Source organism: Mesorhizobium sp. L-8-10, from assembly GCF_016756635.1.
GTDB lineage: Bacteria > Pseudomonadota > Alphaproteobacteria > Rhizobiales > Rhizobiaceae.
In genome coordinates, this window is sequence record NZ_AP023263.1 from 228599 (window position 1) to 246013 (window position 17415).

Sequence of the window (17415 nt, forward strand, 5' to 3'; positions counted from 1 at the left end):
AACCCCGGGCGGTTCGGTATCACGACACCATGCCAAGCGGCGATTGTGAAGTGAGGCTAGAGACGGGTCTGGCAATTGTCAATCGTGTTGACAATTGCCGAAACGCCTCCTAGCCTTGAGATCAAGGGAGGATCGAATGGTGGGGGATGGTGTGTTCCGCGTAGCGGGGCTGAGGAAATCCTTTGGTCCGAACCAGGTCCTCGGGGGCGTCGGCCTCGAGCTTCGCGCGGGCGAAGTCACCGTGCTCATGGGCGCCAACGGCGCCGGCAAGTCGACCCTCGTCAAGATCGTCAGCGGCGTCTATTCCCGCAACGCCGGCTCGATGACGCTCGATGGCCGCGATTTCGCGCCGGCCACCCCGGCCGAGGCGATCCGCGCAGGCGTCGTCACGGTCCACCAGAACATCAATGACGGCGTGGTCGCAGCCCTCGACGTCGCCACCAATCTCACGCTCGACAGGCTGAGCTGCGCCGGCGCTTCGCTGTTCTTCAACCCGCGCAAGGTGCGCCGCGAAGCCCGCGCGGTGGCGGAACGCATGGGGCTCGACATCGATCTCGACGCCGCCATCCCCGACCTTTCGCTCGCCGACCGCCAGATGGTGGCGATCGCCCGCGCGATGGCGCATGAGCCGAAAGTGCTGATCCTCGACGAGCCGACGTCGTCGCTCTCCAGCGCCGAGGCCAGCCGGCTGTTCGCGCTGATCGACCGGCTTCGGGCGCATGGCGTGGCCATCCTCTATATCTCGCACCGCATGTCCGACATCCGCCGCCTCGCCGACCGCATCGTGTCGCTGCGCGACGGTGTCATCGTCGGCACCTTCGCCGAAAAACCGCTCGACTATCAGGGTGCGGTCGACGCCATGCTCGGCCATCGCAGCGATCACGCCGCGATCAAGGCGCGCCCGCCCGGCCGGACCGTCTTCAAAGCGCAAGACCTCGTCATCGCCGAGGGCGCGCGGCCGATCTCGCTTTCGCTCGGCGACGGCGAGATCGTGGCCGTCACCGGTCTCGTCGGCGTCGGCAAGACGGCGCTCGCCGAGACCCTGTTCGGTGCAAGACGGCCGCATGGCGGCAGCATGTCGCTCGCCGGCCGGCCCTACGCGCCGGCATCGCCCGGCCAGGCGATCGAGGCCGGCGCCTTCCTCGTCGCCAAGGACCGCGCCGAAAGCGGCATCGTCCGCGACTTCAACATCTACGAGAATATGAGCCTGCCCTTCCTGAAGCGGATCTCGGCCCTGGGCGTGTCGCGGCGCGGCGCCGAGCGCGCCATCGCGCGCGATCAGATCCGGGAACTCGGCATCGTCTGCCGTTCCGAGAGGGACGACATGTCGACGCTGTCCGGCGGCAACCAGCAGAAGGTGATGGTCGCGCGCTGGATGACGCAGAAGGCGTCGCTCTTCATGCTCGACGAGCCCTTCCAGGGCGTCGACATCGCCGCGCGCCGCGACATCGCGGCCAAGCTGCGCGCCAGTGCGGCCGGCCGCACGACGCTCATCTTCGTGACCGAACTCGACGAGGCGCTGGAGACCGCCGACCGCATCCTGGTGATGTCGGAACAGACGATCGTCGGCGAGCACCGCAACGCCGGCATCGACATGGAACGCCTGCTCGCCGAAGTGGCAGGACAAAGGAACGCTGCATGACGACCGGATCCGAAACGACGAGACATGCCGCGGGAGCCGGTCGAACCATGGACCTGCAGACCATCGTGATCCGCTACGGCTTCCTGGCGCTGCTTGCCGGGCTGATCGCCTTCTTCGCCGCATCGACCGACGGCTTCGTCTCGCCGCAGAGCGCCGTCTTCATCTTCCAGTCGGTCGCCATCACCGGCATCCTGGCGCTCGGGGTGACGGCGACCCTCGTCATCGGCGGCTTCGATCTTTCCATCGGCTCCGTCGCCACCAGCGCCATGATGGCCGCGGCCTATGTGATGGTGGTGCTGGAGCAGAACGCGTTCGTGGCGGTCGTCGTCTGCCTGCTGATCGGCGCCGTGGTCGGGCTGATCAACGGCTTCCTGATCGTCTATATGCGGGTGCCCGACCTTCTCGCCACGCTCGGCATGATGTTCCTGCTGGTCGGCCTGCAGCGCATCCCGACCGAGGGCCGCTCGATCGCGACCGGCATGACCATGCCGGACGGATCGGTCGCGGAAGGCACCTTCAGCAGCGCCTTCCTGGCGCTCGGCCGGCACCGCTTCGACTTTTTCCTTCCCAATCTCCTGCCGGTCTCGGTGGTGATCCTGATCGTGCTCGCTCTGCTGATCTGGTTCTTCCTCGAATACACACGATTCGGGCGGATGATGTATGCCGTCGGCAGCAACGAAAGGGCGGCCGAACTCGCCGGCGCGCCTGTCAAGGCATACAAGATCTGGGCCTATGTCATTTCGGGCATTTTCGCCTCGATCGGCGGCATTCTTCTCGCCGCCAGACTTGGACGCGGCGATATCGCCTCGGGTAACAATCTCCTGCTCGATTCCGTCGCGGCGGCGCTGATCGGTTTCGCCGTGCTCGGCGCGGCCAAACCAAACGCCTTCGGCACGGCTGTCGGCGCCCTCTTCGTCGGCGTGCTTCTTCAGGGCCTGACCATGATGAACGCGCCCTACTACACGCAGGACTTCGTCAAGGGCGGCGTGCTCGTCGTCGCCCTCGTCTTCACCTTCGCTCTGTCGAACAGGGGCAAACGCTAGAGCATCGGACCCGAAAGTGGGTACCGGTTTCGGGATAATTCCGATGCTCGAACAACAGTTGGAGCGGCGGCACCGATTCCATAGGTGCCGCCGCTCCCGGCGCCGGAAAGCCGGCGCCCAGAAAACAATTGTTTCGAAAAACCACATTGGAGGACGGTTCATGAACTTCACACGCAGAACACTCGGCAAGCTGGCGATCGGCCTGCTCGGCGCCACGGCGCTGATGCAGGCGCCGGCGTCAGCGGGAGGCATGCCCGCGCCCTTCGACAAGCCCGGCGACGTCAAGATCGCGCTCGTGCGATATCTCTCGACCGGTGACTTCTTCCAGGCCTATCTGTCCGGCGTCGAGGCGCAGGCCAAGGCGCTGGGCGTCGACCTGCGCGTCCTCGACAGCCGCCAGGATGCCGCCCTCCAGGCCGACATGGTCGACCAGGCGATCGCGCTCGGCGTTCAGGGCATCATCATCCAGCACGGCCTGACCGAATCGATGAAGGAAGCCGCCCAGCGCGCGGTCGACGCCGGCATCAAGGTCGTCGCCTTCGACGTCAATGTCGAGAACGACAAGATCCCGCAGATCGAGCAGTCCGACCGCGACCTCGCCCGCCTCGCGCTGGAGCAGGCGATCAGGGACAATGGCGAGAACTGGAAGGCGGGTTACGTCTATGTCGCCGGCATCGCGCCGCTCGACCGCCGCAACGAGACCTGGGTCGACTTCAAGAAGAAGTATGCGGGCATCAACGAAGCCGCCATGTTCGGCACCCTGGACAATCCGATCGCCAATTCGGTCGCCAACCAGGCCCGTTCGGTGATCACGGCCAACCCTGACATCAAGGTGATGTTCGCGCCGTATGACGAGTTCGCCAAGGGCGTGAAGATCGCCGTCGACGAGGCCGGCCTGTCCTCCGACATCAAGATCTATTCGGCCGACATCTCGACCTCTGATATCGCCGCCATGCGCGAGGCGGGCAGCGCCTGGGCAGCGACCGCGGCCACCAACCCCGCCGTCGTCGGCCAGGTCGCGGTCCGCGCGCTCGCCATGCTGCTCGCCGGCGAAGAGCCGGGCAAGAGCGTGATCGTGCCGCCGACGCTGATCACCCAGAAGGACCTCAACGACAACGACATCAAGAACATGGAAGAGCTGTCGGCCAAGATGCCGCAATTCGCCCATGCCGATGTCGCGGTTCCCGCCTGGATGCCCCTGCCGTCGAAGTGAGGCGCGAACGAACATCGGATCGATGGAGAGGGCGGCCGGCGAGCCGCCCTTTTGCTTTTTGGGAAAGCATCGGCGTGCCGAACTCTCGTCGCGAAGAACCGTCGGCAGGACCCTCATGTCGGGTCTACGGCAAGGACCTGGACGTGTCAGGTTCTGGCAAAACTATGCGGACCACTGGTTGAGAGGATATGACGGCAAGCCAAGAGGGAAATAACAATGGCCAACAAGACTCCCGCGAATCTGGATTAGGCCATAGCGCGAGCGCAATTCGACGCAGCCGCCGTCAAATTGGCCCGGGAAGGAAGATTCGATCTGCAGCCGGAATCAACATCCGATCTGGACCTATTGGAAACGGCCACCGCAATGACGAAGGGCACGTGTCGCCCGACCACGCGAGCCAACTGAAACGACAACGGGACCTGACCACAAGGGGCAGTTAGCGCTTTTCAGACTACCGGCTGCAGCCTGATGGTCCTGACCGCCGCCGCATCCACCGCCGCCCGGCTGTAGAGCATCGGCACATAGTCTCCGGCGGCCCAGATCGGTGCGAGGTCGGCATAATGCGGCGAGCGCGGGTCGCCGGACTGGCCGGGCGTGTTGATGCACACGCTCCGGTCCCAGTCGCCGACGTCGAGCACCATGCGGAAGGAGGCACCCGAGACCAGGCGGAAATCGTCCGGCCGGAACGCCGCGTTCATCGGGGTGGATTCGCTGCCGCCGATCGGAAACGGCCCGACGTCGAAAGACGTACCGTCGCGCGCCGCGCCGACCGCATGCTCGAAGTGCGCGACATGGATCCTGCCCCAGGCCCAGCCCACCGCGTCGTCGCCCATCAGCGTCCGGCAGGTGCGGAAGGCGGCTGCCAGCGTGCCGGCGAGCAGCCGGTCCCGATCGCTTATGCTCATCCTGTCGGCGGGAGCCTCCAGGACCGCGATGACGCTGGCCACATCACCCAGCCCGATGAGCAGGCGCGATGCCGGATCGGGAACCAGCCTCTCGATCACCGCCGGCCGCAAATGTCGCGTCCACCACACCTCGAACAGCGCAGCCGCCGCACTTGCCTCGCTCAGGCGATGGTCCCACCCGGCAAGCAGCGTCATCGCTTCCCGCGCCTCCGGCGCCTCGGGCTCCACGCCGGCCAGCAGCCCGCACAGCCGGCGCGCCGGGATGGACAGCACATCCGTCTGCAGCGCCTTGGCGCTTTCCACCGAATGGATCTTTTCGGCGGCGAAACTTTCCCCGATGCGGTGGGCGCGCGACGGCTCCACCCATTCATAACCGATCGGGCGGTTTTCATCATGCCATGCATCGGGAACGTTCATCTCGTTCGCGGTCGCGACATAGCCTTCCGGCGGATCGAGCGTGAAAGGCAGGCTCTCGGCGGCGAGATAGCCGTCCCATTCGAAGCGCCCGTCGCCCGGCACGGCGAGCAGTCCGTCCCAGTTCGGCCGCGCCGGGCTGAAACCCGCCACAACCCAGCCGATGGCACCCGAAATATCGGCATAGACCTGGTTCGTCGCCGGGACGCCCCACCCCGCCATGCCGCGGCGGAATGCGTCGAAACTATCGGCATGCATGGTCACGATGCTGCGGAAATAGGGCGCAGTGCCCGGCTCCAGCCACACCGTACGCATGGCGATCGCCTTGCGCTGCCCGGGATATTCGGCAAGCACCGGCCCGTGGCGCGTGAATTTCAGCACCAGTTCCGCCTCGCCGCCGTCCTTGAGCGCGACCTTTTCGGTGAGCACGCGCATCGGCTCCCAGCCGTCGCCGTAACGATAGAGATGCGGGTCGTCGGGATGGGTCTCGTAGGTGTAGACGTCCTCCTGGTCGTGGCCGAAGAACAGGGTCAGGCCGAACCCGGCCGTGCCGTTATGCCCCATGGAGATGCCCGGAAGCGAAGGCTCGCCTGCGCCGATGCCGTCGAAGCCGGGCGCCGACATGTGGATGATGTAGCGGAGCGACGGCACGACATGGGTACGGTGCGGGTCGCCCGCCAGGATCGGCCGGCCGGTGTCCGTGCGGCTGCCGTGCACGGCCCAGTTGTTGGAGCCTTGCGCCGCCGCCTCGCGCATCACCTCGCCCAGCGGCGACACCTTGCGCCAGGCGGCTGCATCCTCGAGCCTCGCCGCCAGTCGCTCGGGCTTGAAGGTCACCGGGGCGGTGGCGAGTTCCAGCGCATCCAGGCATTCCAGCGGCAGTGCTTCCACCTCGCGCCCGGCGGTCGCATCATGGGCCGGCTCGATGTTCTGCCGCAAAAGGTCCGCCGCCGCACCGCTCGCGGCGACGACATTCGAGCGCACCACCTCCGAGACGGCATTGCGCACCCAGCCATGGCTGCGGATGCGCACCACGTCCTCGGCCTGCCAGCGGGCCGGCCGCGTGCCCATGGCGGCGAATTCGGGCGGCAGCCGTTCGGGCTCGCGCTCGCACAGGCCGATATAGGCATTGATGCCGGCGACGAAGCGCTCGCAGATCGCCCTGGAGTCGTCGCCATAGGACGACCATTCCCGCTCCATGTCGCCGCGATAGAGGAAGAGGCGCGCGGCCCGGTCCTGCTCCAGATAACCCGGCCCGAAATCGGCGGCGAGTTGGCCGAGCCCGCGCTTCCTGCCGAGGTCGATCTGCCACAGCCGGTCCCGCGCGGCGTTGAAGCCCTGGACAAAGAACATGTCCATCAGGCTTTCGGCCCTTATGTGGGGAATGCCCCAGCGGTCGAGCACGATGCTCGCGGGCTCCGCGAGACCTGCGACGGGAATGGTTTCATCGGCCATGACATGCTTCTCCGGGCGAGGTGAGAGCGCCGCGTTGCGCGACGACCCGGATGGACTAGCATGAAGCCCCGGCGGGCTCCATTTCCCTTCGATCAGGAATGGAGATGGAGCCCGGGCTTGGAGTCGGAGCCGGCCGCGCCTAGCGCAGCACCGCCGCGATGTTGCCGCCGTCGACCGTGGTGACGTCGCCGGTGGTGCGATCGGCAAGCGCATGGTGCAGGAAGGCCTGCGCCACATGCTCGGCCGTTACCTCCAGGCCCAGCAGGTTGCCGGACATGTAGTCCTTCTCCGACAGGCCGCGCGCCTTGGAACGGCTGGCGATCATGTCGTCGGTCAAGAGGCCCGAACGGATGCGGTCGGCATTGACCGCGTTGGAGCGCACGCCGATCGCGCCATATTCCAGCGCATATTGCCGCGACAGGAAAAGCGTCGCCGCCTTGGGCAGGCCATAGGCGCCGAATTTCGGACCCGGGTTGACGGCCTGCTTCGAGGTGTTGAAGAGCAGCACGCCGCCGGTGCCCTGTTGCTTGAAGATGCGCACCGCATTCTGCGCGGCATTCTGATGGGCGAAGAAGTTCAGCTCGAAGCTCTTGCGCAGCAGGGCGTCGTCGATCTCTCCGATGCCGCCCTCCCAGGCAGCGCCCGCATTGGACACCAGAATATCGAGACCGCCATAGACCGCCACCGCCCGGTCGAAAGCCGTGCGCAGCGCCGCCGGATCGGTGATGTCGCAGCCGACGCCGATGGAATCGTTCCCCGCTTTCCTGGCGACCTCGGCCGCCTTGTCGGCGTCGAGGTCGACAACCACCACATGCGCGCCGTTGGCGGCGAACAGCTTTGCCGTGGCCGCGCCGATGGCGCCGGCGCCGCCGGTGATCAGGACCACCTGGCCGGTGAGCGGCTTCGGCTTGTTCGAGGCGAGCTTGGCCTGTTCCAGCGACCAGTATTCGAGGCCGAACAGCTCGGCATGGGTGAGCGGCTGGAACGTGCCGACCGCCTCGGCCCCGCGCACCGCCTCGATCCACATCTCGCCGACATCCGAGGCGATCTTCGCGTCCTTCAGCGTACGGCCGTGACCGAACATGCCGAGGCCGGGCACCAGGGTCAGGCGCGGCATGGGGTCGAGCATGGTGCGCCTGACGTCGTCGAGCTTGTCGTTGGTCTCGAAATAGCTGGTGTAGCCGGCCACGAATCCGGCGACATGCTTGCGGATCTCGGCCGGATAGGTCTCGATCTTCCCGGCATCGGGCGACGGCAGCACCATCGGCCCGGTCTTGATGCGGATCGAGAGGTCGGGTGTCGAGACACCCGTCCTGGCGAGTTCGGCGAGGCGCGGCGAAGAAAGGAACTCGACGATCGCGGGCGAAGTCCGGAAGTCGCTCACCATTCGGTCGTAGGCGCCCTCGCCGCGGTCGAAGGCCACGGCGCCGCGCAGCGCCGAGGCGAAGTCCGCCGCCCCGGCGACCTCTTTGGGCAGCTCTATCGGCTTCGCGGCGGCCTTGCCGTTCCGGGCCACATAGTCCTCGGCGACCGTGACATAGTGGATCATCCGGTCATATGCTTGCCTGGCGTTGTCGCCGAAGGTGAAGATGCCGTGCTTGTCGAGGATCAGGCCTTCCACCGAGGGGTCGGCGTCGAAGATGTCGGCGGCCGCCTTGGCGAGGTCGAAGCCCGGCTTGATATAGGGCACGAAGCCCATCCTGGGGCCGAACACCTTGCGGCTCAGCGCCTCGCTGTCGGGCTGGTCGACGATCGCGAGGATCGCCGTCGAATGGGTGTGGTCGACGAATTTGTGCGGCAGGAAGGCGTGGAGCAGCGTCTCGACCGACGGATTGGGCGAGGACGGATCGATCAGGTTGGCGCGCTGCAGGGCCACCATATCCTCGTCGGAGAGCTTGTCCAGCGCGCGCGCCTTCAGCAGCGCCCCGAGCTTCACCGCCGGCAGGCCCTGCGGCTCGATGACGGCCATGTCCCAGCCGCTGCCCTTGACGCAGAGCACATCCCAGCTGTCGCCCACGAGGTCGGTGACGCGGCTCTTCACGGACGTGTTGCCGCCGCCATGCAGCACCAGCCGCGGCTCGCCGCCGAGCAGCCGGGTTGTGTAGACCCGCAGCGCGAGGTCGCGGTCGACGCCCTTCTTGGCGTAGTCCGCGACGAGGGCTTCGGCTGTGGCATCGTTCCAGAGATTCTTCATGTCCGTTCTTCTTGCTGATCGTTCATTGGCCGGCCCCTAGGCGGAAACCGGAGCGAAAACATAGCGATAGCTGTCAGGCTGGGCCTCCTGCCCGCCCCTCGTCCGGCTGCCGCCACCTTCTCCCCGTAGGCGGCCAGCGTGTGCACACATCGCAGAGATACCCCTCATCCGACCGCGCTTCGCGCGGCCACCTTCTCCCACAAGGGGAGAAGGCTGGAACCAGTTTAGCCGGCTCTGCGAATCGACAACGTTTGCGATTAGCCGAGACGCTGCTGCAGCGTTCCCTTCTCCCCTTGTGGGAGAAGGTGGCCGCGCGAAGCGCGGTCGGATGAGGGGTCCTTCGGGAGCTCCGAATCAAGCACGGACGCGCCGATCGCCTGACGCAATTCATGGGTGCACAGATAGGGGTAAGCGCCGCAGTCAAACCTTGCCTCCGCCAACATACTCCCTGACCGTGACCGAATTCTTGCCCGCCCGGTCGAGCAGCTTGCGGGCCATCCAGGCGGTGGTCACGAGATGCGTGCAGAGGCCGCCGGCGAGCGCGGCACCCAGCGGCTCCAGCTTGGCGGCTTCATGCGCCACCATGAGGCGCCTCGGAATGGCCCGGATCGAGGCGAGGTCTGCGGAGATGACGCGCCTGTTGTAGCTGCAGTCGAGCAGTTTGCCCTCCCGGTCGATCAGCTGGCCGGCGATCACGCCGGTCGCTCCTTCCGCCTTCAGCGCGCGGATCTCGGCCGGCGTGAGGGCGCCGCATTTCATGAGGTGGCTGTCCTCGTCGACGCTGCCCACCGAATAGAGCGCAAGGTTGCATTCGGCGATCCCGGCGAGCTGCTCGCGGATGACCGGCTCCTCGCGCAGCGCCTCGGCCAGGCCCTGCGTGGTCAGCACGAGCGGTGCATAGAAATTGAGGCCCTTGGCGTTGAGGCGGCGGGCGATCTCCATCGTGCACTGGTCCGGGCGATAGGAATAGGGCGCCCCCAGATTGCCGCAGAGCTGGACGACGGTGACGTCCTGCAGGTCGGCATAGGACATGACGTCGGCGATCCTATAGACGGTATGCCCCCAGGCGATGCCGATCCTGTCGCCTCGGCGCACCAGTTCCAGGAAGACTCCTGAAGCCACCAGCGGTACCTCGGCCTGGTCGCCGGACGCATCCGCATGCGGCACGACCCACACGCCGTCGAGCCCGAAAGCATCCTCGAGCTCGCGCGCCAGCACGTCCTCGGCGAAGAGCTGCGTGGAGGTCGAGATGCTGACGATGCCCGTTTCGCGCGCCTTGCGCAGATACATGGCGACGGAAGCACGCGAGATGTCGAGCTTCCTCGCGACCTCGTCCTGGCGCAGGCCGTGGGTATAATAAAGCCAGGCGGCTTTATGGATGATCTGTTCGGCCGGCCGGATCGGCATGGCGGTCTTCTCCCGTTCTCGACAATAGTCACGCGCACTGACAAAAGTCAAACAGACAGAGCCGAGACGTTTGCGAAGGCCGGATGTCGACATATCAGATGGCGCGCGACGTCAGTCGCGGGCGCGGCCCATCCGGGCTGCCGCCTGCACCCCGAAACGCGATCCGCTGGCCGCATCGTTCGCGGAGAGAGGGCCTTTGCGCGATCCCCGCTGCATGCAAGGATCGAAACCAACGCCGGATGGCGTCCTCGCGAAGTAAAGAAATCCCGGAGATCCACAATGGAAAAACGACGGCTCGGCCGCACGGACCTTCACATCGCCCCGCTGGTCTTCGGCGCCAACGTCTTCGGCTGGACGGCCGACGAGAAGACATCCTTCGACCTGCTCGACCGCTTCGCCGGCGCCGGCTTCGACACGATCGACACGGCCGACGTCTATTCGCGCTGGGCGCCGGGCAATTCCGGCGGCGAATCCGAGACCATCATCGGCAAATGGATGAAGGCCCGCGGCAACCGCGACAAGGTCGTGGTCGTCACCAAGGTCGGCTCCGATCTCGGCGAAGGCAGGAAGGGCCTGTCGGCCGCCTATGTCGAAGAGGCCGTCGACGCGTCGCTGAAGCGGCTCCAGACCGACGTGATCGACCTCTATCTCTCGCACTGGCCGGATGCTTCCGTTCCCTATGAGGAGACGCTCGGCGCCTATCAGCGTCTCATCGCCAAGGGCAAGATCCGTCATGCGGGGGCCTCCAACCTCGACGCCGCCCAGTTCCGGGAAGCGCTCGACGTGGCGAAGGCGAAATCCCTGCCGCGCTACGAGGTGCTGCAACCCGGCTACAATCTCTATGATCGGGCGGAATTCGAGGGGCCGCTGCGCGACCTGGCAATAGCCGAGGAGATCGGCGTCATCACCTATTTCAGCCTGGCCAAGGGTTTCCTGTCGGGCAAATACCGCAGCGAGGCGGATCTCGGCCGGAGCGCCCGCGGCGAGGGCGTGAAACAATATCTCAACGAGCGCGGCTGGCGCATCGTGGCTGCGCTCGAGGCGGTAGCGGCGCGGCACGAGGCCAAGCCGGCCGAGATCGCGCTCGCCTGGCTGATCGCCCGCCCCGGCGTCACCGCCCCGATCGCCAGCGCCACCTCGCTGCCGCAGGTCGATAGCCTGATCCGCTCGGCCTCGATCGCTCTTTCGGCCGCCGATATCGAAGAACTGGACAAGGCGAGCGCCTGATCGAACCGGCGCGGCCCGTGGCGATGTCCGGGCCGCATCCCGAAGCGGGATGTTCAGGCAAGAGCGCACGGCGGTATCGCGTCCGCATCGGGGATGCACCGCGAGCGCCGGCGTTTGCTGCCGCAGACCAACCTCAAGGCACGGCCGACCTCCGGTTGAATTTCGGCCGGCGGCCCAGGGATGTCGAAATTGCGGCCGTGGCCATGGCTGCCGGACCTACAGTCCTCCAAACGCGTAAACTTGAAGGCCCCAGTTTAGAATTATTCTAAGCTATTGATTTGAAGGCGGTTTTGCCGAATTGGATTGACTTTTCGGGTCGCCGCGGCATAAACACCCCGATATGAACCTTTGATGTCTGGGCCTTGAACCCTTTCGATTGGAGGATGAGGTGTCCGCCGTACCCGGATCGCGCCCTTGCGCGGTTTTCCTGCCAGTACCCTGCCCACGAGGATCGAGCGTGTTTCGTTTCAGCACGCGTGCGACCGCTCGCGCGGGTCGGACGGAACGGCGTTCATGACCATCCGGATCGGCGACATCAACGGCCACAACGGCTGCTATTTCGACCGCGTGCCCGAGAAGCTGGTGCTGGAAGGCTATCGCCGCTGGCTGGCCGGCTACGACACGGGTTCGGTAACGCCCTGGGAAATGAGCTGGGCGCTCTACACGCAGCTCCTGGGCGGCGCCGAGGGCCGGCGGGCGCTTTCGGAGCTGTCGCACTTCGTGCGCACGCTGCGCCATTGCGCCGCCTGCCCGCTCTTGAGCTTCCCCTTCGGCGCGCATCATGTCTGCCGCGACGAATGCCTGGCGCTCGGTCTCATAGCCGCCTTGCAGCATGACGACGCCGCGGCTGCCTCCGCATGCCTCGACGCCATGTCGTGCCCGGCGCGCCGGGCCGAGGTGCGCGAGGCGGCCGCCGGCTTTGCCGACACGCTGGCGGGCCTGCGCCAATATCTTCTGCCCATTCCCGTGCATGCCATCGAGGATGTGCTTGCCCGCGCCGGGCACGCGACCGTTCACTGAGGAGAACAGAATGAGCATTTTTCCAGCATTGCCCCGGCATTCGGGCCGCCTCGCGGCGATCCTGGCCACGGGCGCGCTGACGGCCGCGGTGTTCGTGCTGCCGGCCAAGGCGGAGACCGATCCCAGGGCGGTGCTGAAGACCTATGCCGACATCGCGCTGGCCGGCTATGAGGATGCGCTGGCGACGGCGAAGAAACTCGACGAGGCGACCGATGCGCTGATCGCCAAGCCTTCCGCCGAGACGCTCGACGCCGCGCGCGCGGCATGGAAGGCGGCCCGCATTCCCTATCAGCAGACCGAGGCCTTCCGTTTCGGCAATGCCATCGTCGACGACTGGGAAGGCCGTGTTAATGCCTGGCCGCTCGACGAGGGGCTGATCGACTATGTCGACAAGAGCTACGGCACCGAATCCGACGAGAACACGCTCTACACCGCCAATGTGATCGCCAACACCGGGATCGAGATCAACGGCCGGAAGGTCGACGTCTCGACGATCACGCCCGACCTGCTGTCCGGCACACTGCAGGAAGCTGGCGACATCGAGGCCAATGTCGCGACCGGTTACCACGCGATCGAATTCCTGCTGTGGGGTCAGGACCTCAACGGCACCGACCCCGGCGCCGGCAGCCGTCCCTATACCGACTACGACACCGCCAATTGCACGGGCGGCCATTGCGACCGTCGCGCCCGGTACCTGGCGGCGGCTTCCGAACTCCTGGTCTCCGATCTCGAGGAGATGGTCGGAAACTGGAAGGACGACGGCGCGGCCCGCAGGAACCTGCTCGACGGCGATCCGGCGGCCGGCATCTCCACCATCCTGACCGGCATGGGCTCCCTCTCCTATGGCGAGCTCGCAGGGGAGCGCATGAAGCTCGGCCTGCTGCTCCACGATCCCGAGGAGGAGCATGACTGCTTCTCCGACAACACCCATATCTCTCATCTCTACGACGCGGTCGGCATCCGCAACGTCTATCTCGGCAGCTACAAGCGCGTGGACGGCAGCCTCGTCGAGGGACCGTCGGTGGCCGATCTCGTCAAGGCGGCCGATCCCGCCGTCGACGCCGAGCTTTCCGGCAAGCTCGACGCGACGGTCGCGAAGATGGAGGCGATCCAGGCACGCGCGGTCGGCGGCGAGGCCTATGACCAGCAGATCGGCGAGGGCAATTCCGAAGGCAATGCCGCGGTCCAGGCGGCCATCGATGCGCTCGTCGACCAGACCAGGTCGATCGAGCGTGCCGTCGCCGCGCTCAAGCTCGACGCCATCGCCTTCGAAGGGTCCGACAGCCTCGACTCCCCGGACAAGGTTTTCCAGTAAGGCGTCTTTTGGCAAGGCCGGGCGGCCCGACATTCAGCCAGACGGCGCCGCGGCGCCTCCAGCCAGTGCAGAGTGGAAAATGCTGATTTGCCATTGCAACCTGATCACCCAGAAGGAGATCGAAGAGGTCATCGTCGAACTGCTCGAACAGGATCCGTGGACACTGATCGTGCCCGCGAAGGTCTACCATACGCTGCAAAAGCGAGGACGCTGTTGCGGCTGCTTCCCAAATGTGGTCGAAACGATCATTCGGGTAACCGAGAGCTATCATTCTTGCTCGGAGGCGAGCGAGGGGGATGTCGTTTCACACTTGGATCGCGTCAGGGAATTGCGCGTCCAATACGGGAGCAGGACCCATGAAAGGCGAAAAGCAGGTCATCGAGCGGCTTAACGAGGCTCTTTTTCTGGAACTCGGCGCCGTCAACCAATATTGGCTGCACTACAGGCTCCTGGAAGACTGGGGCTATACCAAACTGGCCAAGAAGGAGCGGGCCGAATCGATCGAAGAGATGCATCACGCCGACAAGATCGTCGCGCGCATCATCTTCCTCGAGGGACATCCCAACCTGCAGTCGGTGGCGCCGCTGCGCATCGGACAGAATGTGAAGGAAGTGCTCGAATCGGACCTCGCCGGCGAATATGACGCCCGCACCTCCTACAAGAAGTCGCGCGAGATCTGCCATGACCTCGGCGACTATGTGACCATGGAGCTGTTCGAAGACCTGCTCGCCGACGAGGAGGGCCATATCGATTTCCTCGAGACCCAGCTCGGCCTGCTCACCTCGATCGGCGAGGAGCGCTACGGCCTCCTCAACGCCGCCTCCGCGGACGAGGCCGAATAAGCGATGACATCATGCGGCGCATCGCCTTTCTGACGCGCCGCGCGCAAAAAGACGACATCTCGCGGCCGGCCGCCACGCCGCGCCGCGCGATGGTTTTTCGGGGCGCCCTGCTTGCCGGCGCCACAATCCTGGCTTCCGCTGCTGCTTTTGCCGGCATGCGGGAGGTCGGGATACGCGAGGACCTGACGCCCGAGGATCTCGCCCGGGTCGTCGCCGTCACCCGGCCGACCACGGACTTCGCGAAGGCCGAAGAATTCGAGATCATGCAGGGTGGCGCCGGCACCTCGCGCAAGCGGGTCAACCAGGACGCCTTCTCGCAGTCCTCCGCCAACATCACCTTCGAGGAAGAAGGGACCTTCAAGCTCGGCAACGGCATCTTCCGCAAGCTGTGGGTGTCGTCTCCCTCCTCCACCCAGGCTTCCGACGGCCTCGGCCCCCTGTTCAATGCCCGTGCCTGCCAGAGTTGCCACCTGAAGGACGGCCGCGGCCATCCGCCGGAGGCCAGTCCCGACGCCACCTCGATGTTCCTGAGGCTCGCCCGCGACGCCGAGACCGAGGAGGAAAAGGCGAAGCTCGCTGACAGACAAGCGCTCAATTTCCCCGATCCGACCTATGGCGGCCAGTTGCAGGACCTCGCGGTGCCGGGCCTCGCCGGCGAAGGCCGTATGAAGATCGCCTACGAGCAGGTACCGGTCGCGCTTCCCGACGGCACGCAGCTTTCCCTGCGCAAGCCGTCCTATGCGGTCGAAGGCCTCGCCTACGGCCCACTCCATCCGGGCACGACGCTTTCGCCGCGCGTCACACCACCGATGATCGGCCTTGGCCTTGTCGAGCAGATCCACCCCGCCGACATACTGGCGCATGCCGATCCCGGCGACAGCGACGGCGACGACATCTCCGGCAGGGCCCAGATGGTGCGCGACCCGCAGAGCGGGGAACTCGTGCTCGGGCGCTTCGGCTGGAAGGCGCAGACGCCCTCGATCCGCCAGCAGACCGCCGACGCCTTTGCCGGCGACATCGGCATCTCGACGCCGGACGTGCCGAAGCACTGGGGCGACTGCACGGAGGCCGAGGCCGCCTGCCTCGCCAAGCCCGACGGCGTCCAGCCGCGGCTCGGCGAGGTCGAGGCGCCGCCGCCGGTCATGGACCTCGTCACCTTCTATTCGCAGAACCTCGCCGTGCCGGCGCGCCGAAGGGTAAATGGTCCGGCCGTGCTCGCCGGCAAGAAGGCCTTTTACGAGATTGGCTGTGCCTCCTGTCACGTGCCGAAATTCGTGACCCGCCGCGACGCGCCCAACATGGCGCAGGCCTTCCAGCTCATCTGGCCCTATTCCGACTTCCTGCTGCACGACATGGGCGACGGCCTCGCCGACGGGCAGAAGGTCGGGGATGCCGGCGGCAACGAATGGCGCACGCCGCCGCTCTGGGGCATCGGCCTCACCAGGACCGTCAACGGCCATACCTTCTTCCTGCATGACGGCCGCGCCCGCGACCTGGTCGAGGCCATTTTGTGGCACGGCGGCGAGGCGCAGAAATCGCGCGACCGCTTCGCCGCGCTCCCGGCCGAAGATCGCGCCGCTCTGGTGAAATTCCTGGAGTCGCTCTGATGGATCAGCCGTTCGCTTCGGTGATGTCAGTCCTCGGATTTCACCGCCGACGCTCTATCATCGACCTCGTCGGCGCCGCCTTGCTGGCCTTCGCCTGTTCCGTAAGCCCCGCCCTCTCCGCCCCCCAAACCGCAGAGACCATCATCGGCAAATCCGTCGAAAACTTCGTCAAGCCCGCCTACGCCGCCTTCCACGACGCCACCGGCGACCTGAAATCATCCCTGGCGACCCTCTGCGCCACACCCTCGCCCGCCAATCTCGACGCCGCCCGCGATGCCTTCCGCAAGACCACCGACGCCTGGTCGCGTGCCGAGATCATCCGCATCGGCCCGATCACGGAGGAGAACCGTCTCGAACGCGTCCTTTATTGGCCGGACCGCAAGGGCATCGGCCTCAGGCAGGTCCAGGCCGCGCTCGCCGGGCAGGACTCGAGCGTCACCGATACGGCGACACTGGCGGGCAAGAGCGTCGCCATGCAGGGGCTCGGGGCGCTGGAATTCGTCCTGTTCGGAACGGATTCCGACAAGCTCGCCGCGGATGACGCCTTCCGCTGCGCCTATGGCGCGGCCATATCGGGCAATCTCGACGACATCGCCGACACGGTGGCGGCGGGCTGGACCGGTACCACAGGCTTCGGCGCAATCTGGGCAAAGCCCTCGGCCGACAATCCCCTCTATCGCGACGACACGGAGTCCCTGACCGACCTGCTCGAAGTCTTCATCAACGGGCTCGAACTGGTGCGCGACCAGCGCGTCAACAGCGTCCTCGGCGCTGAAGCGGCAGAGGACAAGCCGAAACAGGCTCTGTTCTGGCGCTCCGAGGGCACGGCCGTCGCACTGGCCGGCAACCTGGCCGGCATGAAGGCGCTGTTCGACGCTTCGGGCCTCGCCGGCACCTTGCCCGAGAGCGCGGGCTGGATCGCAAGCTCGATCGACTTCGAATTCGGCAACGCGATCCACGCCGCAACCGGCGCGCAAGGGCCGATCGGCGATGTCCTGGCCGACCCCACGCGGCGCTCGAAGCTCTCTTATTTCAAGCTGGTCACCACCAGCCTGTCGGAATTGTTCGGCAAACGGCTTTCCGCCGAGCTCGGCCTGACCGCCGGATTTTCCTCGCTGGACGGCGACTAGT

Annotated in this window: 13 protein-coding genes; 10 read left to right on the forward strand and 3 right to left on the reverse strand. The window is 66.0% G+C overall.

Annotated elements, in window-relative coordinates; genetic code table 11:
- Window positions 1–136 precede the first annotated feature (136 nt).
- From JN280_RS01000 to JN280_RS01010, 3 genes are all read left to right on the forward strand, one after another.
- Window positions 137–1642, forward strand: a complete 1506-nt coding sequence (locus tag JN280_RS01000) for a sugar ABC transporter ATP-binding protein (RefSeq protein WP_202309692.1) — start codon at window positions 137–139, stop codon at window positions 1640–1642.
- A gap of 47 nt (window positions 1643–1689) precedes the next feature.
- Window positions 1690–2685: an ABC transporter permease gene (locus tag JN280_RS01005; protein WP_202314429.1), complete on the forward strand. Its 996-nt coding sequence runs from the start codon at window positions 1690–1692 to the stop codon at window positions 2683–2685.
- 160 nt (window positions 2686–2845) lie between these two features.
- Window positions 2846–3898, forward strand: coding sequence for a substrate-binding domain-containing protein (locus tag JN280_RS01010; protein WP_202309693.1), 1053 nt, complete (start codon window positions 2846–2848; stop codon window positions 3896–3898).
- A 446-nt stretch (window positions 3899–4344) separates the two neighbouring features.
- On the opposite strand, the gene JN280_RS01015 is transcribed toward JN280_RS01010, so the two are convergent.
- The 3 genes from JN280_RS01015 to JN280_RS01025 form a co-directional block, all read right to left on the reverse strand.
- Window positions 4345–6672 (reverse strand): penicillin acylase family protein, encoded by a 2328-nt coding sequence (locus JN280_RS01015; RefSeq protein WP_202309694.1) that lies wholly within the window; start codon window positions 6670–6672, stop codon window positions 4345–4347.
- 139 nt (window positions 6673–6811) lie between these two features.
- The gene (locus tag JN280_RS01020; protein WP_202309695.1) at window positions 6812–8866 is read right to left on the reverse strand and encodes a bifunctional aldolase/short-chain dehydrogenase; all 2055 of its coding nucleotides are present in this window, start codon (window positions 8864–8866) and stop codon (window positions 6812–6814) included.
- A gap of 420 nt (window positions 8867–9286) precedes the next feature.
- Entirely contained in the window at window positions 9287–10273 is a 987-nt protein-coding gene (locus tag JN280_RS01025; protein ID WP_202309696.1) for a sugar-binding transcriptional regulator, read from the reverse strand.
- A gap of 279 nt (window positions 10274–10552) precedes the next feature.
- Between JN280_RS01025 and JN280_RS01030 the strand changes: the two genes are divergently transcribed.
- From JN280_RS01030 to JN280_RS01060, 7 genes are all read left to right on the forward strand, one after another.
- Window positions 10553–11500 (forward strand): aldo/keto reductase, encoded by a 948-nt coding sequence (locus JN280_RS01030; protein ID WP_202309697.1) that lies wholly within the window; start codon window positions 10553–10555, stop codon window positions 11498–11500.
- A gap of 513 nt (window positions 11501–12013) precedes the next feature.
- The gene (locus JN280_RS01035; protein WP_202309698.1) at window positions 12014–12520 is read left to right on the forward strand and encodes a hypothetical protein; all 507 of its coding nucleotides are present in this window, start codon (window positions 12014–12016) and stop codon (window positions 12518–12520) included.
- Between the two features lie 10 nt (window positions 12521–12530).
- Window positions 12531–13835: an imelysin family protein gene (locus JN280_RS01040; protein ID WP_202309699.1), complete on the forward strand. Its 1305-nt coding sequence runs from the start codon at window positions 12531–12533 to the stop codon at window positions 13833–13835.
- A 79-nt stretch (window positions 13836–13914) separates the two neighbouring features.
- Window positions 13915–14226 (forward strand): (2Fe-2S)-binding protein, encoded by a 312-nt coding sequence (locus JN280_RS01045; RefSeq protein ID WP_202309700.1) that lies wholly within the window; start codon window positions 13915–13917, stop codon window positions 14224–14226.
- Window positions 14192–14677 (forward strand): bacterioferritin, encoded by a 486-nt coding sequence (bfr, locus tag JN280_RS01050; RefSeq protein WP_202309701.1) that lies wholly within the window; start codon window positions 14192–14194, stop codon window positions 14675–14677. The genes JN280_RS01045 and bfr overlap by 35 nt, the downstream gene beginning before the upstream one ends.
- Window positions 14678–14688: 11 nt before the next feature.
- Complete coding sequence (locus JN280_RS01055) at window positions 14689–16284, forward strand: di-heme oxidoreductase family protein (protein ID WP_202309702.1); 1596 nt, start codon at window positions 14689–14691, stop codon at window positions 16282–16284.
- Window positions 16284–17414, forward strand: coding sequence for an imelysin family protein (locus JN280_RS01060; protein ID WP_244742768.1), 1131 nt, complete (start codon window positions 16284–16286; stop codon window positions 17412–17414). The genes JN280_RS01055 and JN280_RS01060 overlap by 1 nt, the downstream gene beginning before the upstream one ends.
- The last annotated feature ends 1 nt before the right edge of the window (window position 17415 follow it).